This is a genomic window from Agrobacterium sp. H141 (assembly GCF_057158725.1).
The window spans coordinates 2,187,581-2,212,093 of the sequence record NZ_CM169893.1 but is presented as its reverse complement, the minus strand read 5'-3'; the positions used below and the strand labels follow the sequence as shown (position 1 = coordinate 2,212,093).

The following is a 24,513-nucleotide window of genomic DNA, read 5'->3' as shown; positions in this document are numbered from 1 at the left end:
TCGAAAACCTCCTCCTCTCACGGATTGCCGCTTTGCGCACTGACCCGCTTTTTCGAGGCATCGCTCTCGCCTTTATCGCCTTTGCCTCCTATGCGGTGAGCGATGCCTGCGTGAAATTGATCGAAGGGCGCATCAGCCCCTTTGAATCCGGTTTCTTTGGTGCCGTGTTCGGTATTGCCGCCATTCCTTTTCTGATGAAGAAAGGCGACCGCTGGGCGGACCTGTTCCAGACCACCAACCGTCCGCTGTGGTTGCTGCGCTTTGTCTCTGCCGGCGCCGGCATCATAGGATCGGTCACGGCCTTTACCCATCTGTCGATGGCCGAGGCCTTCTGTCTGATCTTCCTTCTTCCCTCTTTCGTCACCATCATGTCGGTTGTTTTCCTGAAGGAACAGGTCGGCGTGAAGCGCTGGAGCGCAGTGCTGATCGGCTTTATCGGCGTGCTGATCGTACTGAGACCCGGATTCCGCGAGCTTTCCATTGGCCATGTCGGTGCAATCTTCGCCGGTCTCGGCGGGGCAGTCTCGATTGTCATTTTCCGCGCCATCGGCCCCTCGGAGAAGAACATCTCGCTTTACGGGGCCGGAATGCTCGGTGGCTTCATCATCTGCGGCATTGCCATGTCGAGCAATTTCGTCATGCCAAGCGGAACCGACTGGCTGCTTTTGGCCGGCTACGGTATTCTCGGGGCGCTGGGCAACATCCTGTTGATGTTTGCCGCGCGCTACGTACCGGCAACGGTCGTTGGCCCGATCCAATACAGTCAGATGATCTGGGCCATCATCTTTGGCTATCTGATTTTTGGCGACAAGATCGACCTGCCCATCATCGTCGGAATCGCCCTCATCATCGGGTCAGGCCTGCTGACCCTGTCGCGCGAGCGCACCCGTGGCGTTCAACTGCCGCCAGCGGTGGCCGCCGACGATGGAAGCGCGGCGCTGGCCGTGAAGCCGGAAGAGGTGGACGAGCCGAAGGCATAAGAAGCGTTCCGACGTGCCGCTGATTGGCAACAAGTGGAGATTGGCATGGAGATCCGACAGTGTCAGCCGGGTGACGTCGACAAGCTTTTGACGCTGTACCGCGAACTTCAGCCCGATGATCCCGAACTGCCGGTTTCAGACGCGGTAGCGCGTCTCGAGCAACTCCACCGATTGCCAGCAAGCGGCATTTTCCTCGGCTGGATCGGAGCGGAACCCGTAACCACCTGCATGCTCGTTGTAATCCCGAACCTGACACGAGGTGGCGCCCCTTATGCCCTCATCGAAAATGTGGTCACCGACAATGCCTATCGCAGACGCGGCTATGGCAAGTTGATCCTCCAGTCTGCAATCGAAGCGGCCTGGCAGGCTGGTTGCTACAAGGTCATGCTGCTGACGGGGTCAACACGACCGGAAACCGTGGCCTTCTATGAGGCGGCGGGTTTTGAGCAGAGCAAGACAGGTTTCCAGATCCGACGTGTCGCCAGACGCGCGCAATAAAGGGTGCTGTGTCAGCATCCCTTATTCTGCCCACAAGAATGGAAGGTTCAGCCCTTCGCCAGCTCCGCAAATTGCGTCATCACCACAGCCGCCCCCTGCAGTCGCTTCTCCGGTGTCGGCAGGTCGCGGGTGAGGAAGACGCTCTGGTCCGGCCGGATCTTGGCCATGGTGCCCTGTTTGGCGATATAGCCGACCAGCGCTGCCGGGTTGGGGAATTCCTTGTTGCGGAATTGCACAACGACGCCCTTCGGTCCCGCTTCCAGCTTCTCGACATTGGCCTTGCGGCAAAGCGCCTTGATATAGACGATCTTCAACAGATGCTGGACCTCGATCGGCAGCGGCCCGAAACGGTCGATCATCTCGGCACCGAAGCCGTCGATATCGTTGAGTTCGGTCAGTTCGCCGAGACGGCGATAAAGACCAAGGCGCAGATGCAGATCCGGTACATAATCGTCCGGGATCATCACCGGCGTGCCGACCGAAATCTGCGGTGACCAGCCCGTATCGGCGATCTCGTCCACGCCCTTCACTTCGGCCACAGCCTCTTCCAGCATCTGCTGGTAAAGCTCGAAACCGACTTCCTTGATATGGCCGGACTGTTCTTCGCCCAGAAGATTGCCCGCACCGCGGATATCGAGGTCGTGGCTGGCGAGCTGGAAGCCGGCACCCAGCGTGTCGAGCGATTGCAGCACCTTCAGGCGGCGCTCGGCGGTACCCGTCAGCTTCTTGTTGACCGGAAGGGTCAAAAGCGCAAAGGCACGAACCTTGGAGCGACCGACACGTCCGCGCAGCTGATAGAGCTGCGCCAGCCCAAACATATCCGCACGGTGAACGATCATGGTGTTGGCGGTTGGTACATCGAGGCCCGATTCGACAATCGTCGTGGACAACAGCACGTCGTAGCGTCCGTCATAGAAGGCATTCATGATGTCTTCCAGCTCGCTTGCCGCCATCTGCCCATGGGCAACCGCAACCTTCAGTTCCGGCACATCGGAGGCCAGGAACGACTGGATTTCCGGCAGGTCTGCCAGGCGCGGGCAGACATAGAAGCTCTGCCCGCCGCGATAATGCTCGCGCATCAGCGTCTCGCGGATCACCAGCGGATCGAACGGCGAGACGAAAGTGCGCACCGCCATACGGTCGACCGGCGGCGTGGTGATCAGCGACAATTCGCGCACGCCCGTCATCGACAGCTGCAGCGTGCGCGGGATTGGCGTGGCCGACAAGGTCAGCACATGGATATCGGATTTGAGATCCTTCAGTCGTTCCTTGTGCTTCACCCCGAAATGCTGTTCTTCGTCGATGATCAGCAGGCCGAGATTGGCAAAATTGATACCGGTGCCGAGCAGTGCATGGGTGCCCACCACGATATCGGTCTTGCCCTCGGCAAGTTCCTTCTTCACCAGGTTGAGTTCCTTGGTGCCGACCAGGCGCGACGCCTGCTGGAGGCGAATGGGAAGGCCCCGGAAACGCTCGGTGAAGGTCTTGAAATGCTGGCGGGCCAGCAGCGTAGTCGGCACGACCACGGCCACCTGGACGCCGTTCATGGCAGCAATAAAGGCCGCGCGCAGCGCCACTTCCGTCTTGCCGAAGCCGACATCGCCGCAGATGAGGCGGTCTGCCGGACGACCGGCGGCGAGATCTCCGCGCACCGACTCAATCGCGCTCATCTGGTCTTCGGTCTCGTCATAGGGGAAGCGCGCGGCAAATTCGTCGTAGAGCCCTTCTTGAGTGGTGAGCACCGGTGCTGTGCGTGTCAGGCGCTCGGCCGCGACCTTGATCAGGCCCCCGGCCATATCGAGAAGGCGCTTCTTGAGCTTCGCCTTGCGCATCTGCCAGGCGCCACCGCCCAGCTTGTCCAGTTGCACTTCGGTGCCCTCGCCGCCATAGCGCGACAAAAGGTCGATGTTTTCGACCGGCAAGAAGAGCTTGGCATCGTCCGCATAGCGCAGCTCGAGGCATGCATGGGGCGCGCCTACGGCCTCAATGGTGCGAAGACCGACGAACCGGCCGATCCCGTGCTCGGCATGGACAACGATCGAACCTTCATCGAGGCCGGAGACTTCCGAAATGAAATCGGCACCGCGCTTGCGGCGCTTGGAGCGGCGCACCATGCGGTCGCCCAGAATATCCTGCTCACCGACAACGACGAAATCGCCGGATTCGAAGCCGGCTTCCAGCGAGAGTACGGCCGCTGCCGCCTCGCCCTGTTTCAGCGTGTCGAGATCTTTCAGCGCCGTAATCGGCTTTAGCCGTTCCAGCCCGTGCTCGTTCATCACCTGCAACAACCGGTCGAGCGAACCCTCAGACCAGCCGGAGATCACGACCTTGGAACCACCTGCCCGTTTGTCGGCGATATATTTGACGGCCTGGTCGAACACATTGACACGCTGGTCGCCACCCGCCTCAACGGCGGCCTTGGCCCAGCGTGGATTGGGCCGCGCCGTCAGTTCGACCACAGCGCGGGCGCTGCTGTCCACCTCGGCAAAGGGGGTGAGCCGCACAGGTTCCAGCGCATCGAGCGTCCTGGAGAATTCCGGTGCTTCGAGATAGAGCTGTCCCGGAGGCACCGGCTTGTACGGCGTGCCTTGCGACAGATGTCCCTTGCCGCTCGAACGCTGTTCGTGGCGCGCTTCATAATAATCGCGAATGAGCTTGGCGCGCTCTTCAGCCGCTTCCTTCACCGTGTGATCGGTGACGATCCGGAAACCGTGCAGATAGTCGAAAACCGTCTCGGTGTTTTCGTAGAACAGTGGCAGCCAATGTTCCATACCCGCATAGCGCCGACCTTCCGAGACAGCGGTATAAAGCGCGTCATCGCGGGTCGCTGCGCCAAACAGCGAAAGATAATTCTTGCGAAACCGGCTGATCGTCTCCGGTGTCAGCGTCACCTCGCTCATGGGGTTCAGATCGAGCGACCGGATCTGGCCGATCGTGCGCTGGCTTGCCGGATCGAAGGAGCGAATGCTTTCCAGCGTATCACCGAAGAAATCGAGCCGCACCGGCTCTTCGGTGCCGGGCACGAACACATCGAGAATGCCGCCGCGCACCGCATACTCGCCGACCTCGCGCACCGTGGCTACGCGTTCGAAACCGTTACGCTCCAGGCGCGCAACGACATCGTTCATGTTGACCTGATTGCCCGGCTTTGCCGAAAAGCCGAGACTTCCGATGACATCTGCGGGCGCCAGCCGCTGCAACAGGGCATTGACGGTGACCAGCACGATGGCCGCATGCGGTTTGCGTTGATGGGCAATGAGACCGGAGAGTGCCGCCAGACGACGGGCCGACACGTCGGCACTCGGCGACACACGGTCATAGGGAAGGCAGTCCCAGGCCGGCAGGGTCAAGACAGGGATGTCTGGTGCCGCAAAGCCGAGCATCTGCTCAAGGTCCTGCAGCCTTTGACCATCGGACAGCACATAGGCAACGGGCTGGCCCTCACGGGCGAGTTCCGCCAGCAAGAACGCATCCATGCCGTCAGGCACATGGGCAATCGTCAGCGGGCCCTTGGCGCGCGCCGTGGTCTTGGTATCGAGAAAGCGGATCATTTCAGTTTGCCGGAAAGCTCCATGGTGACCGGATCGAAGTCCGGACGAAGGGCAGCGATGCGTCGAAACATGGGCGTATCCATGCGCTCGGGCCAGACCTCTGCACCGGTGATCCACTTCACCAGATCATTGTCTTCTTCCTTCATCACCAGTTCCAGCGCGTCGAGATCGGCATCGCTCATATCGGCGATTTCCTGCTCGGCGAACTGGCCGAGCATCAAATCCATCTCGCGGATGCCGCGATGCCAGCAGCGAAACAAAATCCGCCGGCGCCGGGGGTCCAGATCGGCGCTGGAGCGCTTGAGCCCTGTCATGTCGAGATCACCTTCCTGTTGATGCGCCTCTATAGCGCTGTCAGTCGCACTTGTCAGCCTTGCCAACCGCTTAATCACATCGCATCTTCCGCCGATGAGACCTGCATTGCTTGATCCCCTGTTCGCACCTGTATCCTCGCTTGTCGGCGTGGGGCCAAAAATTGCCAAGCTGATGGCAAACCTGCTCGACCGCGAGGACGAGGAGGATACCCGCGTTATCGACCTCCTGTTTCTGGCTCCGCACAGATTGATCGACCGCCGCTTTCAGCCGCAGATCGCCTTTGCACCTGAAGGTCAGGTGGTCACGATCACCGCGAGGGTCGACCGCCATCAGGCCCCGCCCAAGGGGAGAAGCAACCTGCCCTACCGGGTCTTTCTGCAAGACGGCAGCGGCGAACTGGCGCTGACTTTCTTTCATGCCAAGGGCAACTGGCTGGAAAAGTCGCTGCCTCTCGACGAAGATGTCATGGTGTCGGGCAAGGTCGAGTGGTTCAATGGCCGGCCCTCCATGGTCCATCCCGACTATATGGCGCGGGTGTCTGAAGGGGAAACTCTGCCGCTCACCGAGCCTGTGTACCCCCTGACGGCCGGTCTTTCGCCCAAGACGCTGCGCAAGGCCATTGAAAGCGCGCTTGAGCGGCTTCCGGACATGCCTGAATGGATCGATCCGCCCTTGGTTCTGCGCGAGAGCTTTCTATCGGCGAAACAGGCCTTCGACGCGCTTCACGCTCCGCGCGACGAAAGCGATATCGATCCGCAGGCGCCGGCAAGACGCAGACTGGCCTATGACGAATTCCTGGCCGGCCAGGTATCACTGGCGCTGGTGCGGCAGAAACTGCGCCGCGTTGCAGGCATTCCGGTGCGGGCAACTGGGGAGATATCCGAGAAGATCCTCGCCGCCTTGCCCTTCAAACCGACCAACAGCCAGACTGCAGCGATTGCCGACATCCTGAAGGACATGTCCAGCGACCAGCGCATGCTGAGATTGCTGCAGGGCGATGTCGGGGCCGGAAAGACGCTGGTGGCACTGCTGGCCATGGCGGCGGCCGTGGAATCCGGGGGGCAGACAGTGCTGATGGCACCAACCGAAATTCTGGCCCGCCAGCATTTTGCCACCATCGCACCGCTTGCAGCTGCCGCAGGCCTGACTGTCGAGGTTCTGACGGGACGGACCAAGGGCAAGGAACGCGAGGCCATCACCGCGCGCATCGCATCCGGCGAAGCACAGATCGTGATCGGCACGCACGCGCTTTTCCAGGACAGCGTCACTTACAAGAACCTGCTGCTGGCTGTGGTCGACGAACAGCACCGCTTCGGCGTTCACCAACGCCTGCGCCTGACCGCCAAGGGTATATCGCCCCATATGCTGGTCATGACCGCCACCCCCATTCCCCGCACACTGGTCCTCGCGGCATTCGGCGATATGGACGTCTCGCGTCTGACCGAAAAGCCGGCAGGCCGCAAACCGATCCAGACGGTGACCGTGCCCATCGAGCGCGTCGGCGATATTGCCGAAAGGTTGAAGGCCGCCATTGCCGACGGCAAAAAGGCCTATTGGATCTGCCCGCTGGTGGAGGAATCGGAAGTGTCCGACCTCATGTCGGCGGAAGAGCGCCATGCCGTCCTGCAACAGGTGCTCGGCCCCAATATTGGCCTCGTCCATGGTCGCATGAACGGCGCGGAAAAAGACGCAGCCATGTTGGCCTTCAAGAACGGCGAAACACGCTTGCTGGTCGCAACCACCGTGGTCGAGGTCGGGGTCGACGTACCCGATGCGACGATCATGGTGATCGAACATGCAGAACGCTTCGGCCTTGCCCAGCTCCACCAGCTGCGCGGTCGTGTTGGCCGTGGCGCGGAAGCCTCCAGCTGTATCCTGCTCTATAAGGGCCCTTTAAGCGAAACCGGCCATGCCCGCCTGACGATTTTGCGTGACAGCGAAGACGGCTTTCTGATCGCCGAAGAGGATCTGCGCCTGCGCGGCGAAGGCGAATTGCTCGGCACCCGTCAGTCCGGCACGCCAGGCTTCCGGATCGCAAGCCTTGAGGCCCATGCCGATCTGCTCGAGATCGCGCGCAACGACGCCCACTACATTCTCGACAAGGATCCTGATCTGGTGAGTGAGCGCGGCGAGGCCTTGCGCACACTGCTCTATCTGCATCGACGAGACGAGGCGATCCGGTTCTTGCGGGCCGGGTGACCAGACACTCCTGTTTGCAACAGATCTAGGCCGCCGACTTCGGGGCCTCGGGTATGCCGTCTTTCGGGCCGCGCCATTCCGGCGTCACCAGCCCGGCGGAAATCAGCAGTTTCACGCCCTCTTCCGGCGACATGTCGAGTTCCTTGATCTTGGCGCGTGGCACAAACATCAGGAAGCCGGCGGTTGGAACCGGGGTCGGGGGCAGAAAGACAGCGACCATCTCATCGTCGTCTTCGTTGAGGCGGGCTGCGATTTCACCCTTGGCATCGGTGGAGATGAAGACCAGCGCCCACATGCCGGGGCTTGGAAACTCGATCAGACCGCACTTGCGAAAGGAATTGGACTGCTCCTTCAGCACGGTCTCGAAAATCTGCTTGGTGCTTTTGTAGATTGTGCGCACCAGTGGCATGCGGTTGAGCACCGATTCGCCATAGCCGACGATTGATCGGCCGATCAGGTTTCGGCCCATGAAACCGATCATGGTGATCACCACGATGGCGATCAGCAAACCGAGGCCGGGGATGGCGAATTTGACATATTCTTCAGGGTTGTAGGCGTCGGGAATATAGGGTTTTACCCAGCTGTCGGCCCAATGGATGAACGACCAGGTCAGATAGATCGTGATGGCCAGCGGCGCGCAGATAATCAGCCCGGTCAGGAAGGAGTTCCTGAGGCGGGTAGCAAAGGAAATTCGCTCTGGACTGTCCGTCATCGCCAGTGGCCGTCCCTCATGCTGCAGCGCCAAAAAATGCGGGATGAAAGGCCACCATGCCGGAGGGGATTTCATCCCGCAAGGGCAGAACGAGGAAATATTCAGCCGGAGCGGCGTCAGTTGCAAGCATGTCGGTATGGCTGAAATCGAAGCGCCGGTAGTAGTCTGCGCTCCCTGTCAGCACGATCCCGGAGGCCCCGGCAAGCCGCATGCGCTCGATGCCGGCGCGGACGAGCGATGAACCGATCCCTGCCCTCTGCCGCTCAGGCATAACCGCGACCGGCCCAAGCGCGAACCAGCCGCCGTCCCCCCCTGACAGCGTGACGGGCGAAAAGCCCACATGACCGATGATCGCGCCATCCTCCACAGCTACCAGCGATAGCGCCAGAGCACCGGCTGCGCGCAGGCGCTCGATAACCTGCGGTTCGCTCTGGTCGCTATAGGGCTTTCCGGCAAAGGCGTCTGCCGTCACCCTTGCGATCGCGGCTTCGTCGCCAGTACTTTCGTCGCGAACAATCACTCCACCGTCACCGATTTCGCCAGATTGCGCGGCTGATCGACATCGGTGCCCATGAACACGGCTGTATGGTAGGCGAGCAACTGGATCGGCAATGAGAAGACCATCGGCGCAATCAGTTCCGGCACGTTGGGTAGGACGATGGTCGCCATGGTCTCCAGCTTGCTGGCAGATGCACCCTTCTCGTCGGTGATGAAGATGATACGGCCGCCACGGGCCGCCACCTCCTGCATATTGGAGACAGTTTTCTCGAAGAAGCGATCATGCGGCGCAATAACGATCACCGGCATGTTCTCGTCGATCAACGCGATCGGTCCATGCTTCAACTCGCCGGCGGCATAGCCTTCGGCGTGGATATAGGAGATCTCCTTGAGCTTTAGCGCCCCTTCCATGGCCAGCGGGTAGCTGGTGCCACGACCGAGATAGAGCACGTCCTTGAACTTGGAGAGATCGCGCGACAGCGTCTCGAGCTGCGGCTGGATACTGTGCAGCACCTGGCTCATGATGCGCGGCATTTCGATCAGGCTCTGAACCAGTTTCTTTTCTTCCGCGGCATTGATCGTACCGCGCGCTTTGCCAGCGCTGATCGCAAGCGACGCCATGACCGCGAGTTGGCAGGTGAACGCCTTGGTCGAGGCAACGCCGATTTCCGGGCCAGCCAGAATCGGGAATACCGCATCGGCCTCGCGTGCGATGGTCGATTCGCTGACATTGACGATTGCGCCGATCTTCAGTCCCGCGTCCTTGCAGTAGCGCAGCGAGGCCAGAGTATCGGCCGTCTCGCCGGACTGCGAGATGAAGAGAGCCGCCTGATCCTTCGACAGTGGCATTTCTCGGTAGCGGAATTCGGATGCGACATCGATTTCGACCGGCAAACGTGCATAGCGTTCGAACCAGTATTTGCCCACCAGGCCTGCCAGATAGGCCGTTCCGCAGGCAGAGATTGCCAGGCCGCGGAGCGCCTTGAAATCGATAGCGCTATCCACCGGCTTTACGGTGTTGGTGGCAAAATCGACATAATGAGCAAGCGCGTGACTGATCACCTCCGGCTGTTCATAGATTTCCTTTTCCATGAAGTGGCGGTGATTGCCCTTGTCCACCATGAAGGCGGTCGCTTGCGAGATCTGGTGCTTGCGCACAACCGGTATTCCGGAAAAATCGACGATTTCTGCACCGCGGTGATCAACGATCGCGCAATCGCCATCTTCGAGATAGGCGATTTCATTGGTGAAGGGGGACAGCGCGATGGCGTCGGACCCCAGGAACATCTCGCCCTTGCCGAAACCGACGGCGAGCGGCGGTCCGAAGCGGGCGGCCATGATCGTGTCGGGATCATCCTTGAACATCACCACCAGCGCAAACGCGCCGGTCACCCGGTTGAGCATGGCCAGCATGGCAGCGCGATTGTCCAGGCCTTGACGGCGGTATTTGGCAATGAGCTGGGCCACGACTTCCGTGTCGGTCTGCGTCGTGAAGCAGGCCCCCTCGGCGATCAGATCATCCTTGATCTCGGAGAAATTCTCGATGATGCCGTTATGGACAACGGCAATACCATCGACGAAATGCGGATGGGCATTGGTCTCATTGGGAACCCCATGGGTGGCCCAGCGCGTATGGGCAATCCCGATCTGGCCAGGCAGCGGTTCGTCGGAGAGCTTCTTTTCCAGATTGAAGAGCTTGCCTTCGGCACGGCGGCGATCCATCGCGCCGTCATGGATGGTGGCGACGCCGGCGGAATCATAGCCACGATATTCGAGTCGTTTCAACGCATCGACAAGACGTTCCGCAACCGGTGTGTTACCGACGATCCCGACAATGCCACACATACAAATCTCCAAAAGCCGTTATAGCGTTGTGCAAACTCCTAAAGAATTTCACGTGCCGTGCAATGCCATTGCTGGTCACATTCGGTTTCTGCTCGTAACGCAGTGCAGCAAGCCTCAGATTTTCGCTTTCTTTGCCGCCTTGATCGCGAGCGCGCGCTCCCGGATCAGCTTGGCGCGACCGGGTTTCGTATCCTGCCGTGCACGGCCGAGCGCCAGTGCATCAGCCGGCACATCAGCGGTGATCACGCTGCCAGAGGCGATATAGGCACCGTCGCCCACCGAAACCGGCGCGACCAGCGAGGAGTTGGAGCCGATAAATGCGCCCTCGCCGATGATCGTCTTGTGCTTGTTGACACCGTCATAGTTGCAGGTGATCGTGCCGGCACCGATATTGCTCCCCGCGCCAACGGTGGCATCGCCGATATAGGTCAGATGATTGACCTTCGCGCCCTTGCCAACATCGGCATTCTTCACTTCGCAGAAATTGCCGACTTTCGATCCTTCGGCGAGATCCGCACCGGGTCGCAGCCGTGCAAAGGGGCCAACTGTTGCATCAGCCGACACATGCGCCCCTTCGATATGGCTGAAGGCATGAATGACAGCGCCGCTATCGATCCGGGCACCCGGCCCGAAGACGACATTGGGTTCTATGACAGCATCCTGCCCAATTTCGGTATCGAAGGCCAGAAACACGGTTTCCGGAGCAATCATGGTCACGCCGGAAATCATCAGCTCCTCACGGCGACGGTCCTGCCAAAGCCGCTCGATGACGGCCAGTTCCGCGCGGTTGTTGCAACCTGTCAGTTCAGCTTCCGGCGCATCCACCGCAGTCACCGTGTCGCCGGCAGCGCGGGCGATCTCCACCAGATCGGTGAGATAGTATTCGCCCTTGGCATTGGCATTGCCAATTTTTGTCAGGTAGTCGATGGCCTTTGCACCGTTGATCGCCATCAGCCCGCTATTGCACCAGGTAACGGCGCGTTCGGCTTCAGTGGCATCCTTTTCCTCACGGATCGCCACCAGTTCGCCATCCTTGACGATCAGGCGACCGTAGCCGGCGGGCTTGTCAGTGTGAAAGCCAATCACGACCACGTCGCTGCCGGCCGCAAGCGCCTCGCGGGCGGCCTGAAAAGGCGTGGCTGTGATGAGGGGAACATCGGCATAGGCGACGATCACATCGTCATAGCCCCGCTCGATGGCCTCGCGTGCGGCCAACACAGCATGCCCGGTGCCCCGCCGCTCGGTCTGCAAAAATGGCGTCACGCGCAAATCGGCAATGCTGGCAGCCTTCGCCACAGCATCGGCGTCGCGGCCAACCACCAGAGCGATATCGGATATGCCGGTCGACGCGACCGAGTGCGCCACATGCGCAATCATCGGGCGCCCGGCCACCGGATGCAGAACCTTGGACATTGACGATTTCATCCGGGTGCTATCGCCAGCGGCAAGGATTACGGCAAGGCAGCTACGGTTCATCTAAGGCTCCGATACAACGTTCATATGTCGGCGTCTCGGCCGGTTAAGGCAGACATAACAGTGCCTTCGACAAATAAAAAGGGGCGCCGTAAAGCGCCCCCTTTCACAAACCATAACCGTCGAAATTATTGCGGAAGCTTGTCGTCCACGCCTTCGACGTAGAAGTTCATGCCGAGCAGCGTACCGTCATCGGCCTTTTCGCCGTCCTTCAGCCACGGCGTACCGTCCTGCTTGTTGATCGGGCCGGTGAAGGGGTGAATTTCACCCGACTTGATCTTGGCTTCGGTATCCTCGGCCATGGCCTTCACGTCGTCCGGCATGTTGGTGTAGGGCGCCATCGTCAAAATACCGTCCTTCAGGCCATCCCAGCTTTGTTCAGCCTTCCACGTGCCGTCGAGCAGTTCCTGCGTACGCTTGATGTAATAGGCGCCCCAGGTATCGACGATGGCGGTCAGCTGTGCGGTCGGGCCGGCAGCGATCATATCGGATGCCTGACCGAAGGCCTTGATGCCACGCTCTTCGGCCACCTGCATCGGGGCGGTCGTATCGGTGTGCTGGGTCAGGATATCGACGCCCTGATCGATAAAGGCCTTGGCAGCATCGGCTTCCTTGCCCGGGTCGAACCAGGTGTTGACCCAGATCACCTTCATCTTGAAGTCTGGATCGATCGACTTCGCGCCCAGTTCAAACGCGTTGATGCCCATCACCACTTCCGGAATCGGGAAGGATGCGATGTAGCCTGCCGAATGGGTTTTCGACGTCTTGGCGGCGATCTGACCGAGGATATAGCGGCCCTCATAGAAGCGCGAATTGTAGGTCGCAACATTGTCGGCGCTCTTGAAGCCGGTGGCGTGCTCGAACTTCACATCCGGAAACTTCTCGGCAACCTTGATGGTCGGGTCCATGAAACCGAAGGACGTCGTGAAGATCAGCGAGCAACCCGAACGCGCCATGCGCTCAATCGCACGCTCGGCATCCGGGCCTTCCGGAACGTTTTCCAGGAACGGCGTTTCAATCTTATCGCCAAAATGCGTTTGCAGCTCCTGACGGCCAATGTCGTGCGCCTGGGTCCAGCCACCATCGGTCTTGGACCCGACATAGATGAAGCAGACCTTGGTTGGATCCTCGGCGCGGGCCGTCGATGCAACGCTGAGGATGGATGCAGCGGCTGCCGCCAATGCGAGCGTGAGTTTCTTCATTTGGACCTCTCCTTGAGTTGAATCTTAACCCTAGCCTCGTCTTACCGGTCGGGAACGAACGGCTTGCCGAGACATGCGGGCGTATTGATCAGTGTTGTGCGACGATTGTGCGATATCAGGATGAGAACGACAACTGTCGCGACATAAGGCAGGGCCGAGAGCACCTGCGATGGAATATCGATGCCGAGCGCCTGCACGTGGAGCTGCAGGATCGTAACGGCGCCGAACAGATATCCGCCCGCCAGCAGCCGCCATGGCCGCCAGGAGGCGAAGACGACAAGCGCAAGCGCGATCCAGCCGCGACCGGCAGACATGTTTTCCACCCATTGCGGGGTGTAAACCAGTGAAAGCTGAGCGCCGGCCAGACCCGCACATGCGCCACCGAACATGACGGCCAGATAGCGGGAGCGGATAACCCCGATCCCGAGCGCATGGGCAGAACCGTGATTGTCGCCGATGGCCCTGAGTTTCAAACCAAGCCTGCTTTTAAACAGGAACCAGTTCACTCCGGCCACAAGGGCGATCGACAGGTAGAAGATGATGTCCTGCCGGAACAGCAGCGGCCCAATGACGGGAATGTCCGACAGCAGCGGAATGGCAATCGGTTGCAGCTTGATGCCCGGTAGTCCGACATAGTTTTCGCCGATCATCCCGGATACACCAAGCCCCAGAATGGTGAGCGCCAAACCAGTCGCCACCTGGTTCGCAACCAGTGTCAGCGTCAGGAAACCGAACAAGAGAGAATAGAGGGCGCCGGACACAATTCCGGCCAGCACGCCGATATAGGGCGACCCGGTGGCCTGCGTCGCGGCAAAGGCGCAGACAGCGCCGATGATCATCATGCCCTCGACACCGAGATTCAAGACACCGGAACGTTCCGTTACCAGTTCGCCCATGGCGGCGATGACCAATGGCGTCGATGCTGTAATGATGGTGAGAAGAATGGCTTCAGCAATCATTCTGCGGCCTCCCGAACAGGCACGCGCAGCCGCGACGACACGATGCGGATCTTGTAGAGGATAAGCGTATCGCAGGAGAGCACGAAGAACAGCAACAGGCCCTGGAACACCCGCGTGACCTTGTCCGAGACACCGATGGAAAGCTGTGCCGCCTCACCGCCCAGATAAGTGAGCGCCAGCACAAATCCCGATGCAATGATGCCGAGCGGATTGAGGCGACCGAGGAAGGCAACGATGATGGCTGTAAAGCCATAGCCGGGCGAAATCGTCGGCTGCACATGACCGATGGAACCGGAGACTTCGGAAATGCCGGCCAACCCGGCCAGCGCACCTGAAAAAAGCATCGAGAACCACACCATGCCGCGCGGGGAAAAACCGGCAAAGCGCCCTGCCCGTTCGGATTGACCGAGCACCGTGACTTCAAAACCCTTGAGCGTGAACCGGTTCATGAACCAGACGAGAACGGCGGCGACAATCGCAAAGATGATGGCCCAATGTGCCCGCCCGGATGACAGGATTTCCGGAAGCACCGCTTCACTGACAAAGCTCTTGGTCTGCGGAAAATTATAACCCTGCGGATCGCGCCACATACCGCGCACCAGCCAATCGAGAAACAGCTGCGCGATATAGACCAGCATCAGGCTGGTAAGGATTTCGTTGGTATTCAGTCGCGTCTTGAGAAAGGCTGGAATGGCAGCATAGGCAGCGCCTCCCAGCATCCCCATCACTAGCATCAGCGGCAGGATCATGGGCGAGTGCCATTCGGGATAAAGCACCGGCAGGATCGATCCGGTGATGGCACCGATCGTAAATTGTCCCTCTGCCCCGATATTCCAGTTGTTGGAGCGATAGCAGATGGAAAGCCCGACCGCGATCAGGATCAGCGGCGCAGCCTTGATCGCCAGTTCATGCAGCGACCATACCTCGAGCAGCGGTTCGATGAAGAAGCTGTAGAGCGCCTCTATCGGGTTCTTGCCCAACAGCAGGAACATGATCGCACCGATAATCAGCGTTAGCGCCAATGCCAACAGCGGCGACAAGGCAGAATAGAGCCTGGAGGCTTGGGGGCGTTTTTCCAGTTCAATGCGCATGAGCAGCCTCCGTTGTGCGTTTCTGCTCGTGCTGCCCACCCATCAAAAGCCCGATCTTTTCTCGCGTCAGTTCACCCGCTGGATAGCTCTCGGAAAGATGGCCTTCGGAAATGACGGCAATTTCGCTGGCGATCTCGAAGATCTCATCCAGGTCCTGGCTGATAACGACAATGGCTGATCCCTTGCGCGCCAGATCGATAATCGCCTGTCGAATACGGCTAGCTGCACCCGCATCCACGCCCCAGGTTGGCTGATTGACAACCAGCAAGGACGGTTGCCGGTCAAGCTCACGACCGATGATGAATTTCTGCAGATTGCCACCGGACAATGCGCCGGCCTGCGGATCCTCTCCGCTCTTGCGCACATCCATCTCTTCGCAAATACGCTTCGTGCCCTTTTTCACAACGGCCTGACGGATGCCCTGCAATATGCCGCCGAACAGGAACGCCTTTGCATCCGAGCGCCAGCGTGCAAGCAGCAGGTTGTCAGAAAGGTTCAATCCGGTCACCGCCGCGTGGCCATGGCGTTCTTCGGGAACAAACCCCGCGCCCATCAATCGACGCCCGGTAATGCCCGTGCGCCCCACGGGCTTGCCTCTGATCTGGATCGTGTCGGCGCTGTTGGCCAGCATCTCGCCGGAAAGCGCATCGAACAACTCGCCCTGCCCGTTACCGGCCACGCCAGCAATCGCTAAAACTTCGCCGGCCTTCACCTGCAGGGAGACCCTCTTCAACGACATCGCAAATGGTGTGCGGGGATCGAGCGACAGCGACTTGATATCCAGCACCACATCCCCGCGCTCGCACGTCGCATCGCGTTCGATGGCGGCCACGTCGGACCCCACCATCATTCGCGCCAGCGACGCCGTTGTTTCCTGACGGGGATCGCATGCGCCCGTGACTTTGCCATGACGCAGAACCGTGGCGCGGTCGCAGATGCGCTGCACCTCTTCCAGCCGATGGCTGATATAGAGAACGGAGCGTCCTTCTGCCTTCAGCTTGTCCAGAGTTTCAAAAAGACGATCGGCTTCCTGCGGCGTCAGCACCGAGGTTGGCTCGTCGAGAATGATCAGTTTGGGATTTTGTAGAAGCGCGCGGACGATCTCGATGCGCTGACGCTCGCCAACAGACAGATCGGCCACATGGGCATCCGGATCGAGCGGCAAACCATAGGCTTTGGACAGCTCGGCCGCCTTCTGCGAGATGGTCCCGATCGATTCTCCATCATCCATGGAGAGCGCGATATTTTCAGCCACAGTGAGGGATTCAAACAGCGAAAAATGCTGGAACACCATGCCGATGCCGAGTTTTCGCGCTTCGGCCGGTGAACCGATGCTGACGGCATTCCCCTGCCAGACAATCTGCCCCGCTGAAGGCGCAAGCACCCCGAACAACATTTTCACGAGCGTGGATTTGCCCGCGCCGTTCTCGCCCAAAAGAGCGTGAATTTCACCAGGCCTGATCGATAGATCAATGCCGTCATTCGCTGCAAAGCTGCCAAACAGCTTCGTCAGCCCCTGCACGGACAATAGTGCTGCCGGTCCCGGCGGCTCAGAACGCGTCACGTAAGCCCCACCCTGTCATATCCGCCGGCATTTCCCGTGCAGACACGATCTAGTTCCCTTTTATTCTTTTGCCCGACCTTTGAAAGCCACAGCGAAGACTTTGAAAAGATCAGTTTTCTATTGATACCCAGATTGCTGCTCCGCACAACTGCACAGCCTAAAATTATTGGTAACCGTGCGGCAATTCCTTAATCGGCTAAGGATCGGTTCTTGCCACCGAGAGACGGAAAGGCTTGCATGATGCCGCCGATGACGAACAGATAAATGCCGGATGCAATGAAGGGATAGATCGCCCAGTTTGGTGTGTCGAAATGCAACAGAAGCGCGTAGCCGCCCAGAATGCACCAGATGGCGAAGATCGTCAGATTGAGTGGACGCAGCCGTTTGACCCGCACAGGATGCAGAAAATTGATGGGCAGGAATGTCAGCACCACGGCGACGAAGACGACCACCATCGATGCGGTTGCCGAGGCATCGATCACGAAGAGCGAAAACACCACCATGTTCCAGACCACGGGAAAACCGGAGAAGAAATTCTCATCCGTCTTCATGCCCGTGTCGGCATAATAGATTGCGGCCGAAACGACCATCAGCCCGGCAGCAACAAAGGACCAGGGCTCGCCAATCATCCCACTTTGATAAAGCGCGAAGGCCGGCAGCAACACATAGGTCACATAATCGATGATGTTGTCGAGCATCACCCCGGACCAGTTGGGCAGAACTTCCTTGACCTTCAGCTTGCGTGCAATCGGTCCATCGATGCCATCGACGGCAAGCGCCAGTCCAAGCCACCAGAACATATCGACAAACCGCAGTTCTGCGGCGGCAACGACCCCCAGAAAGGCAAGAAACGAACCTGAGGCGGTCAGGATATGAACCGAGAACGCCCGCATCTCTGCATAAGGTACGCGCCTGTAATTGAAGATTTTCATGCCGTGATCGTGTCTCCGCTGTCCCGCCCCCGGATATTCCCCGAATCCCCTCGATTTGCAACCGGCGCTCGGAGTGTTTGACAAAATTCATTGCCGGAAATCGTCAATCTGTCACTTGGCTGCGCCAATTGGGCCCATGGCCTTGGACCGCAAAAACGCGTATTCAGATGCAAACATTTGGGATATTCGCCATGAGCCAGTTTGAAATCGTCGTCATCGGTGCCGGCCTTGCCGGCTCCATCGCAGCCATTGCCCTTGCCCGCGGCGGGCGAAAGGTCGCGATCGTCGCACCGAAGCGCAAGGCCAGCGATCAGCGCACGACAGCATTGATGGACCAGTCGATCCGTTTCCTCGATCGCCTTGGCTTGTGGGACGATATCAAGCCATCGGCGTCGCGGCTTTCGACCATGCAGATCATCGACGGCACGAAGCGCCTGTTTCGCGCTCCCCCGGTGGCTTTCCGCTCAAGCGAAATCGGTCTCGACGCCTTTGGCTACAACATTCCCAATGAGCCCCTGTTGGCTGCGCTGGAAAAAGCGATTGCGGCGGAAGCCAATATCACCGTCATTGGCGATGCCGCTGACGATATCCATATCGACGCCGACAACGTCACCGTGACATTCTCCGGAGGCAAGACACTGGAAGCCAGTTTCGTCATTGGCGCGGACGGCAAAAATTCCGTGACACGAAAGAGCGCCGGTATCGACGTCAAGACCTGGTCCTATCCCCAGACGGCACTGGTCATGAACTTCACCCATTCACGTCCGCACCAAAACACCTCGACCGAATTTCACACCGATTCCGGCCCCTTTACCCAGGTTCCTCTGTCGGGCGATCGTTCCAGCCTCGTCTGGGTCTGCAGACCTCGGGACGCAGAAACAATGACGGCGCTGCCATTGGAAGAATTGAGCAGGCTGGTCGAGCAACGTTCGGAGTCGATCCTCGGCAAGGTCGAGGTGGAAGACAGTGTCCAGGCCTGGCCGCTATCCGGCATGACCGCAACGCGCTATGGTGCGGGGCGCTGTGCGCTGATTGGCGAGGCGGCCCACGCCTTCCCGCCCATCGGTGCCCAGGGTTTGAACCTGTCATTGCGCGATGTCGCGGCGCTGGAAGACCTGCTTTGCCGCAATACCGGGCAGCCGATTGATCCGCGCGCAGGAGACAGTTTCGATCGCCGCCGCAAGGTGGATGTGTTGAGCCGGACCGCAAGTGTCGATCTTCTCAACCGCTCGCTTTTGAGCGGCCTGTTGCCCGTGCAGATGATGCGCGCTGCAGGTCTGCACCTGTTGTCAGGCATTGCACCACTACGCCAGATGATGATGCGCGAAGGTGTCGCCCCCGGCATGGCACTGCGTGAATTTCCGTCAGTTCTGAAGGAAAAGGTCCGCCGGCAATAGACCCGACGTGATCAGATAAAGAAGGCCTGATACCGTCAATACCGACAGGACTGTGGTGATCAGGATCGTTGCCGAGGCACGCTCCTGCCACACACCGTATTGCTGTCCGATCACGAATACATTGGTGGCCGTCGGCAGCGACGCCAACAACACGGCGGTATAGACCCATAGCGGCTCGAAATCGCCGACAAGGCTCAACACCACATAGACCAGCACGGGATGCAGGATCAGCTTGATCGGCACGATATAACCGAGTTCGACCGGAACGCGCTTCAACGGCCTGAGCGCCAGTGTCACGCCCATGGCAAACAGCGCACAAGGCGCTGCTGCCTGCGCCAGATAATCGATCAGGCGCTGGAGCGGCAATGGCGGCTGAAACTGGAATGCGGCAGCGAGGAAGCCGACGGCTGTCGCCACGATGAAGGGATGATAGGCGATCTTCTTCACCACATCGAGCGCCACCTTCGAGCGTGGACGTTCATCGCCGCCGGCTGCCGCCATCATGGCCGGCGCCACCATGAAATGCAGGGCATTCTCGAAACAGAAGATCAGCGCCACCGGAACGGCCGCCGCCTCCCCGAACGCTAAAAGAGCAAGCCCCGGCCCCATATAGCCGATATTGCCATAGGCTCCCGCCAAGGCCTGTACCGTACAGTCTTTCAGGCTGCTTTGCCTGATATAGCGGCCGATCAGGAAGACCAGGAGGAAAATGCCATAGGTCGCCGCCAGATCCGCCGCGATGAAATCGACGCGGGTCAGTTCATGCATCGGTGTGCGTGACACAAGCTTGAAGAACAGCGCCGGTAGCGAAATGTAGACAATGAAGAAATTGAGCCAGCCAAGCGCCTCTGCCGGCTGGTGGGCAAGCTTGCAGGCGACATAGCCGATCAGGATCAAGCCGAAGAACGGCAGAACCAGTCCGATGATATCCGCCATGTTCCCTCCTGCGACCGCTTGCGCGCAGCGAACAGCTATGCCGCGCTTTCGATTACAGCAATGAAGCGGTTTCAAAGGTCAGGCAAGGTCGCCTTGCGCTAAAATGGTTCGCCGAGTTTTCGGCACTCAGCCGATCTGGCTGAGCACAGGAAAGGTCTGCTGAAACCAGATCGCAAGCGAACTCACATAGCCGAAAATGAAGGCAAGACCTGTGAGCACCAGGAAAGCGCCCATGGCCTTTTCCACGAGACCCAGGTGGCGACGGAAGCGACCGAGGAACCGCATGAAGGCGCCAGAGAAGGCAGCGGCGATCCAGAACGGAACGGCAAGGCCCAGCGAATAGATCGCAAGCAGCATGGCGCCGTCGCCGACCGTGTCACGCGATGCGGCGATACCGAGGATTGCGCCGAGCACCGGACCGATACAAGGTGTCCATCCGAAGGCAAAGGCAAGGCCCATGATATAGGCGCCGGAAAGGGTTGCCGGCTTGCCGCCGCCCTGGAAACGCATTTCGCTCGACAGCATTCCGATGCGGAAAACGCCGAGGAAGTTCAGACCCATGACAATGATGATCAACCCGCCGATCTTGGCCAGAAGATCGATATGCTGGCGCAGCATCACGCCGATGGTGGAGGCCCCCGCCCCAAGTCCCACGAAAACCGTGGAAAAACCGAGCGTGAAGGCAAGCGCTGCCAGCATCACCGCACGGCGCGCATCCGGCGATGCCTTGACCTCACCGTCACGGAACTGATCGACGGAAATGCCGGCCATATAACAAAGATAAGGCGGCACCAGAGGCAGCACGCAAGGCGACAGGAATGAGATCGTTCCGGCGAGCAAGGCGCTCAAAAGGGATATTTCTGCAATCGACAAGGCTTTGACCACTTCAGCTTTTCGAAGCTCTCATAACGGCCTGGCGTGTCACTTGCCAATCACCTTTGCGAATGCCGCGGCAATCGGTCCCAATTTCATGCAAATAGCTGAATTTTCTGGGTTGACCCGACGGGGTCGCCTGCATATGTTCCGCCCACTTCCTGACCGGCCCCGCCGGCACCGTGGGAGAGCGTAGCTCAGCCGGTAGAGCAACTGACTTTTAATCAGTAGGTCCAGGGTTCGAACCCCTGCGCTCTCACCACCTTCAAGATAACCGTCCTTCAGCACATTCAGTAAACCGGCCCGCTGGGACAAGCCCAACGACCGCGTTGCAGACACGATTCGTCTCATCCACCCGATGCGAGCGGATTGAGGCGACCATTTGCGATGCTGTAGGGGACGAGCCGGCGCGAGGTGCTGCCGTCTCCGTTGAACTGGAAGCGTCCGGTCAGACCCTTGAAGCCCGACTTCGACAGGAGCGTCTTCATCTCCACCCCCTTTTCGCCCTTGGCTCTGATCAGCCCAGACGCAAGAGCAACAATGTCGTATCCATAGGCTGCCTGATCCGAAACGGGACGCTTGTAGTGCCGGCTATAGCGGTCGGCAATCAGCGCCAGATCTTCCTTGTCATAGGTCACGACGAGAACACCCTTGGCCGCAGGTGCCGAATAGCTCGTCTCCGGCCAGCCGCTGGTACCGACAAAGGCCATGGCCTTGGTGGCGTCCTCCGCCTTCAACGCCGATACCACATTGACGGTTGCCATGGTGTTGCCGGCAATCAGGGCGACGCCTGCCTGGCCGAGCTTGTCCTTCATCGCTTTGACTTGTTCCAGCACGCCTGCGCCATTGGTATTGAAGCGTGTCGTGCCGACGATCTTGCCGCCAACCTTGCCCACCGCTGCCGAGACCTGGCTCTCAAAGTCGGCGGGATAATTTTTTTGTACAAAGAGCAGGAAGTTGGTCGTGCCCCCCGCGATGGCGACGCTTGCGCCCTGGACAATGCTGTCGGTCTCGTCGACCTCAAAATTGAAGATGCCGCCACCGCCGGTGGATACTGCCGGACCAAGATTGATCAACAATGGCCTCTTGGACGGCACTACAGCCGTGATGCCCTTGGTGATGGCAGGAGCAGCGTAACTGACCAACAGGGCAGACTTGCGCTCCGATGCACCGGCCACAGCAGCGCTGAGATTGCTGGCGTCGGCATCGATCGGCACCACTTTGACATGCACCTGATCTCCACCAAGTTCCCCGAGCGCGAGTTCTGCCCCATCGCGAACGTCACGCGCGGCACCCTCGAAATAGCCTTCCCCGCCCTTTTCCAGAAGCAGTGTGATCTCCGTTCCCTTGCTGCCGAACTGTTCCTCAACGGCAGTGGAACTTGGTGGGGCAACGTCATTGGTCACTCCGGAATTCTCGAGTCCGGACTGGCAAGAAGCAAGGAGGAGAGACAAAGCGACGAGACCGAAAGAGGATCGCGCGCGGTAAATATTGGTCGGCATTGGCTGACGCAAGCGTGTCAACAGCTGCCCCCGCACGATGCGAATTGGTTCTTTTGCCAATGTGCCGACCGCAATCTGGTCGATGAAAGAATTGAAAAACTTGGTCTGGCGCATTTTGCAATACATCTCTTCACAACTGGTCGACGTTCGCTCACTGCGTGCAATTGATAAACCATTAAAAATTTCTTTCAATCCCCTTTTCCATTTTAGCAATTGTCTTAAAGAGAATTTACCCAAGTTAAAAAACCTTAAGTTATCGAATTGCCGATAGATTGCTCCCAAGGCTGGAGTAAATATCGCCATGAAGAAAAGTATTAAACAGGTATCGACCGCACTTTTGTGTGTATTTGCTTTAGGATTGCCGACACGGTCGGCGAATGCGATGCAGGTAAACGGATACACTGCATTTTATTCAATTGTTAGTTCGGCAATGTCGCCCGTACTTCTAAGCTCTTTCTCGGCTCAATCGCTGATGACGCGCAGCAGCGAAGCCTTTGACGGCGCTGTCTCCTTCCTGCGCGAGAAAGCCTCCGCCGTTGCGGTATCGGCAATGGCGCCACAGACCGACCTTTCAACCGTCGACCTGGCTTATATCCCGACACCGATTTCGAAGCCGACAGCACCGGCGCTGCGCAAGTCATCCCCGATGCAACGCCGTGAGGCCGTATTCGGCAGCGTCGCCTTTTCGTTGAAACGCCTGGCGGCGTCGCAAAGCCTCGCGCCATCCCTGGCCGAGATCGAGACCGGCGGCTTCCTCGATTGCAAGACGAACTGCACGGCCGCCCAAAAGCGCCTGTCCGCCACCATTGCAGAGACCGCTCAGGCGTCGGTACGCGACAAGCTGAACCGCATCAACCGCGTCATCAACAACAGCATTGGCTATACGCGCGATATCGATCTTTACAATGTGACCGACCGTTGGGCCAAGCCTAGCGAAACGCTCAGCCGCCAGCGTGGCGATTGCGAGGACTATGCGATCCTCAAGATGGCTGCCCTCAATGCTGCAGGCCTGTCCATGAAAGATATGGGCGTGGTCGTGCTCTTTGACCAGCGTCGCCGGGTCTATCATGCCGTCCTGTCTGTCGCTGTTGCTGACAACTACTTCATTCTCGACAATGTTCGCGATGCAGTCCTTGTCGACAAGAAATTGCCCGATTACATGCCGCTGTTTTCCATGGTGGATGGAAAGGCCTTCTTCCACGGCACGCGTGTGGGTGCCAAGAGCAAGCTGACAGCCAAGCTGCTGCCCCTTGAAAAAGTCGCGCCAGGCGAAGGTCCCGAAGGTCTGTGAGATTTCACGGGCTGCAGCCCAATCGCTAGAATTCCGCCACATATCCGATCAGCCGGGACTTCAGCCGATCAGGGGCCGGCGCGACATGGATCTTGCCGCGCATGACCTTCAAATTGATCGCGATCGAAAATCCGGTCTTGATGATCCCGCCCCTGCCCGCGTTCAATTTCTCCAGCACTTCATCGAGATGAGCATCGATCTGGAAGCGCAGATTGCGGCCAAGATCGGCTGGGTGCTCCAACGAAAAACGATTGCGCAGCATCCCGATAAAAGGATCGTTGAACAGCAGGATCTTCTTTTCCCGCGACATGATGACTGTCGGAACCGGGGAGGCATGAACGATGGCACTCAGGCTTTGCAGCGAGGCGCTCTCCTCCAGAGCTTCGCTGCGCTGGAGCAGCCATTTGAGAGACAGAACGCGCAGCAGTGAGGCAAGATTGCCGGCATCCGGATAGCGCGCCGCAGCCGTATCCACGAGATCCACCATGGATAGCCCGGAATCCTTGGACATATGCGCAAGCGCATCCCAATACACCCGTTCGAGCCTTATGCCGCGCCGCTCTCGCGATCCTCCACCGACCGCACGAAAGTGCGGTTCGAAATCATGGCTATCGATGAGGGGAAGCACATCCGTCGCAACATCGCTGTGTCGGGGACTAGAATCCTGCAGAAGAGAAGGCTTTCGCTGTGCCATC

General features: G+C 59.1%; 20 protein-coding genes and 1 tRNA gene. 6 read left to right on the top strand and 15 right to left on the bottom strand.

Going from position 1 to position 24,513, the window contains the following annotated elements:
* Positions 1–32 precede the first annotated feature (32 nt).
* On the top strand, positions 33–980 hold the full coding sequence (locus tag ACWPM9_RS10105) for a DMT family transporter (protein WP_484755016.1): 948 nt from the start codon (positions 33–35) through the stop codon (positions 978–980).
* Positions 981–1,025: 45 nt separating this feature from the next.
* On the top strand, positions 1,026–1,478 hold the full coding sequence (locus ACWPM9_RS10100) for a GNAT family N-acetyltransferase (RefSeq protein WP_484755015.1): 453 nt from the start codon (positions 1,026–1,028) through the stop codon (positions 1,476–1,478).
* A gap of 47 nt (positions 1,479–1,525) precedes the next feature.
* On the opposite strand, the gene mfd is transcribed toward ACWPM9_RS10100, so the two are convergent.
* Positions 1,526–5,029: a transcription-repair coupling factor gene (gene mfd / locus ACWPM9_RS10095; RefSeq protein WP_484755014.1), complete on the bottom strand. Its 3,504-nt coding sequence runs from the start codon at positions 5,027–5,029 to the stop codon at positions 1,526–1,528.
* Complete coding sequence (locus tag ACWPM9_RS10090) at positions 5,026–5,343, bottom strand: succinate dehydrogenase assembly factor 2 (RefSeq protein ID WP_484757641.1); 318 nt, start codon at positions 5,341–5,343, stop codon at positions 5,026–5,028. The genes mfd and ACWPM9_RS10090 overlap by 4 nt, the downstream gene beginning before the upstream one ends.
* A gap of 94 nt (positions 5,344–5,437) precedes the next feature.
* Here ACWPM9_RS10090 and recG point away from each other — a divergent pair, with 94 nt between their 5' ends.
* A complete protein-coding gene (gene recG, locus ACWPM9_RS10085) occupies positions 5,438–7,543 on the top strand; it encodes an ATP-dependent DNA helicase RecG (protein ID WP_428186762.1) in 2,106 nt (701 codons plus the stop codon).
* Between the two features lie 25 nt (positions 7,544–7,568).
* Here the strand turns inward: recG and ACWPM9_RS10080 are convergent, their stop codons facing one another.
* The 9 genes from ACWPM9_RS10080 to pcsA form a co-directional block, all read right to left on the bottom strand.
* Positions 7,569–8,255 (bottom strand): DUF502 domain-containing protein, encoded by a 687-nt coding sequence (locus ACWPM9_RS10080; RefSeq protein ID WP_428186763.1) that lies wholly within the window; start codon positions 8,253–8,255, stop codon positions 7,569–7,571.
* A 16-nt stretch (positions 8,256–8,271) separates the two neighbouring features.
* Positions 8,272–8,775: a GNAT family N-acetyltransferase gene (locus ACWPM9_RS10075; RefSeq protein WP_484755013.1), complete on the bottom strand. Its 504-nt coding sequence runs from the start codon at positions 8,773–8,775 to the stop codon at positions 8,272–8,274.
* Entirely contained in the window at positions 8,772–10,598 is a 1,827-nt protein-coding gene (glmS, locus tag ACWPM9_RS10070; protein ID WP_484755012.1) for a glutamine--fructose-6-phosphate transaminase (isomerizing), read from the bottom strand. The genes ACWPM9_RS10075 and glmS overlap by 4 nt, the downstream gene beginning before the upstream one ends.
* A 114-nt stretch (positions 10,599–10,712) precedes the next feature.
* Entirely contained in the window at positions 10,713–12,074 is a 1,362-nt protein-coding gene (gene glmU, locus ACWPM9_RS10065) for a bifunctional UDP-N-acetylglucosamine diphosphorylase/glucosamine-1-phosphate N-acetyltransferase GlmU (RefSeq protein WP_484755011.1), read from the bottom strand.
* A gap of 125 nt (positions 12,075–12,199) precedes the next feature.
* On the bottom strand, positions 12,200–13,273 hold the full coding sequence (locus ACWPM9_RS10060; protein ID WP_428186767.1) for a BMP family ABC transporter substrate-binding protein: 1,074 nt from the start codon (positions 13,271–13,273) through the stop codon (positions 12,200–12,202).
* Between the two features lie 41 nt (positions 13,274–13,314).
* Complete coding sequence (locus ACWPM9_RS10055; RefSeq protein WP_484755010.1) at positions 13,315–14,232, bottom strand: ABC transporter permease; 918 nt, start codon at positions 14,230–14,232, stop codon at positions 13,315–13,317.
* The gene (locus ACWPM9_RS10050; RefSeq protein WP_428186769.1) at positions 14,229–15,323 is read right to left on the bottom strand and encodes an ABC transporter permease; all 1,095 of its coding nucleotides are present in this window, start codon (positions 15,321–15,323) and stop codon (positions 14,229–14,231) included. Before ACWPM9_RS10050 ends, ACWPM9_RS10055 begins: the two co-directional genes overlap by 4 nt.
* Positions 15,313–16,887: an ABC transporter ATP-binding protein gene (locus ACWPM9_RS10045; RefSeq protein ID WP_484755009.1), complete on the bottom strand. Its 1,575-nt coding sequence runs from the start codon at positions 16,885–16,887 to the stop codon at positions 15,313–15,315. The genes ACWPM9_RS10050 and ACWPM9_RS10045 overlap by 11 nt, the downstream gene beginning before the upstream one ends.
* A 188-nt stretch (positions 16,888–17,075) precedes the next feature.
* Positions 17,076–17,819: a phosphatidylcholine synthase gene (gene pcsA / locus ACWPM9_RS10040; protein ID WP_428186771.1), complete on the bottom strand. Its 744-nt coding sequence runs from the start codon at positions 17,817–17,819 to the stop codon at positions 17,076–17,078.
* Positions 17,820–18,010: 191 nt separating this feature from the next.
* Between pcsA and ACWPM9_RS10035 the strand changes: the two genes are divergently transcribed.
* The gene (locus ACWPM9_RS10035) at positions 18,011–19,216 is read left to right on the top strand and encodes a UbiH/UbiF family hydroxylase (RefSeq protein ID WP_428186772.1); all 1,206 of its coding nucleotides are present in this window, start codon (positions 18,011–18,013) and stop codon (positions 19,214–19,216) included.
* Here the strand turns inward: ACWPM9_RS10035 and ACWPM9_RS10030 are convergent.
* Together ACWPM9_RS10030 and ACWPM9_RS10025 are read right to left on the bottom strand one after the other, a co-directional pair.
* Entirely contained in the window at positions 19,184–20,152 is a 969-nt protein-coding gene (locus ACWPM9_RS10030) for an AEC family transporter (RefSeq protein WP_428186773.1), read from the bottom strand. The genes ACWPM9_RS10035 and ACWPM9_RS10030 overlap by 33 nt on opposite strands.
* Positions 20,153–20,278: 126 nt before the next feature.
* A complete protein-coding gene (locus ACWPM9_RS10025) occupies positions 20,279–21,025 on the bottom strand; it encodes a cytochrome c biogenesis CcdA family protein (RefSeq protein WP_428186774.1) in 747 nt (248 codons plus the stop codon).
* 186 nt (positions 21,026–21,211) lie between these two features.
* Here ACWPM9_RS10025 and ACWPM9_RS10020 point away from each other — a divergent pair.
* A tRNA-Lys gene (locus tag ACWPM9_RS10020) sits at positions 21,212–21,287 on the top strand.
* Between the two features lie 85 nt (positions 21,288–21,372).
* On the opposite strand, the gene ACWPM9_RS10015 is transcribed toward ACWPM9_RS10020, so the two are convergent.
* The gene (locus ACWPM9_RS10015) at positions 21,373–22,431 is read right to left on the bottom strand and encodes an ABC transporter substrate-binding protein (RefSeq protein ID WP_484755008.1); all 1,059 of its coding nucleotides are present in this window, start codon (positions 22,429–22,431) and stop codon (positions 21,373–21,375) included.
* A gap of 568 nt (positions 22,432–22,999) precedes the next feature.
* Here ACWPM9_RS10015 and ACWPM9_RS10010 point away from each other — a divergent pair.
* The gene (locus ACWPM9_RS10010; RefSeq protein ID WP_484755007.1) at positions 23,000–23,818 is read left to right on the top strand and encodes a transglutaminase-like cysteine peptidase; all 819 of its coding nucleotides are present in this window, start codon (positions 23,000–23,002) and stop codon (positions 23,816–23,818) included.
* A 25-nt stretch (positions 23,819–23,843) separates the two neighbouring features.
* Here the strand turns inward: ACWPM9_RS10010 and ACWPM9_RS10005 are convergent, their stop codons facing one another.
* Complete coding sequence (locus ACWPM9_RS10005; RefSeq protein WP_484755006.1) at positions 23,844–24,512, bottom strand: ribbon-helix-helix domain-containing protein; 669 nt, start codon at positions 24,510–24,512, stop codon at positions 23,844–23,846.
* Between the last annotated feature and the right edge of the window lies 1 nt (position 24,513).

Bases quoted from the DNA above. Each gene is read 5' to 3' on its own strand.
- ACWPM9_RS10060 (WP_428186767.1), bottom strand. From the start codon at position 13,273: ATGAAGAAACTCACGCTCGCATTGGCGGCAGCCGCTGCATCCATCCTC.
- ACWPM9_RS10100 (WP_484755015.1), top strand. From the start codon at position 1,026: ATGGAGATCCGACAGTGTCAGCCGGGTGACGTCGACAAGCTTTTGACG.
- ACWPM9_RS10055 (WP_484755010.1), bottom strand. From the start codon at position 14,232: ATGATTGCTGAAGCCATTCTTCTCACCATCATTACAGCATCGACGCCA.
- glmS (WP_484755012.1), bottom strand. From the start codon at position 10,598: ATGTGTGGCATTGTCGGGATCGTCGGTAACACACCGGTTGCGGAACGT.
- recG (WP_428186762.1), top strand. From the start codon at position 5,438: ATGAGACCTGCATTGCTTGATCCCCTGTTCGCACCTGTATCCTCGCTT.
- ACWPM9_RS10080 (WP_428186763.1), bottom strand. From the start codon at position 8,255: ATGACGGACAGTCCAGAGCGAATTTCCTTTGCTACCCGCCTCAGGAAC.
- ACWPM9_RS10010 (WP_484755007.1), top strand. From the start codon at position 23,000: ATGACGCGCAGCAGCGAAGCCTTTGACGGCGCTGTCTCCTTCCTGCGC.
- pcsA (WP_428186771.1), bottom strand. From the start codon at position 17,819: ATGAAAATCTTCAATTACAGGCGCGTACCTTATGCAGAGATGCGGGCG.
- glmU (WP_484755011.1), bottom strand. From the start codon at position 12,074: ATGAACCGTAGCTGCCTTGCCGTAATCCTTGCCGCTGGCGATAGCACC.
- ACWPM9_RS10030 (WP_428186773.1), bottom strand. From the start codon at position 20,152: ATGGCGGATATCATCGGACTGGTTCTGCCGTTCTTCGGCTTGATCCTG.
- ACWPM9_RS10090 (WP_484757641.1), bottom strand. From the start codon at position 5,343: ATGACAGGGCTCAAGCGCTCCAGCGCCGATCTGGACCCCCGGCGCCGG.
- mfd (WP_484755014.1), bottom strand. From the start codon at position 5,029: ATGATCCGCTTTCTCGATACCAAGACCACGGCGCGCGCCAAGGGCCCG.
- ACWPM9_RS10050 (WP_428186769.1), bottom strand. From the start codon at position 15,323: ATGCGCATTGAACTGGAAAAACGCCCCCAAGCCTCCAGGCTCTATTCT.
- ACWPM9_RS10005 (WP_484755006.1), bottom strand. From the start codon at position 24,512: ATGGCACAGCGAAAGCCTTCTCTTCTGCAGGATTCTAGTCCCCGACAC.
- ACWPM9_RS10035 (WP_428186772.1), top strand. From the start codon at position 18,011: ATGAGCCAGTTTGAAATCGTCGTCATCGGTGCCGGCCTTGCCGGCTCC.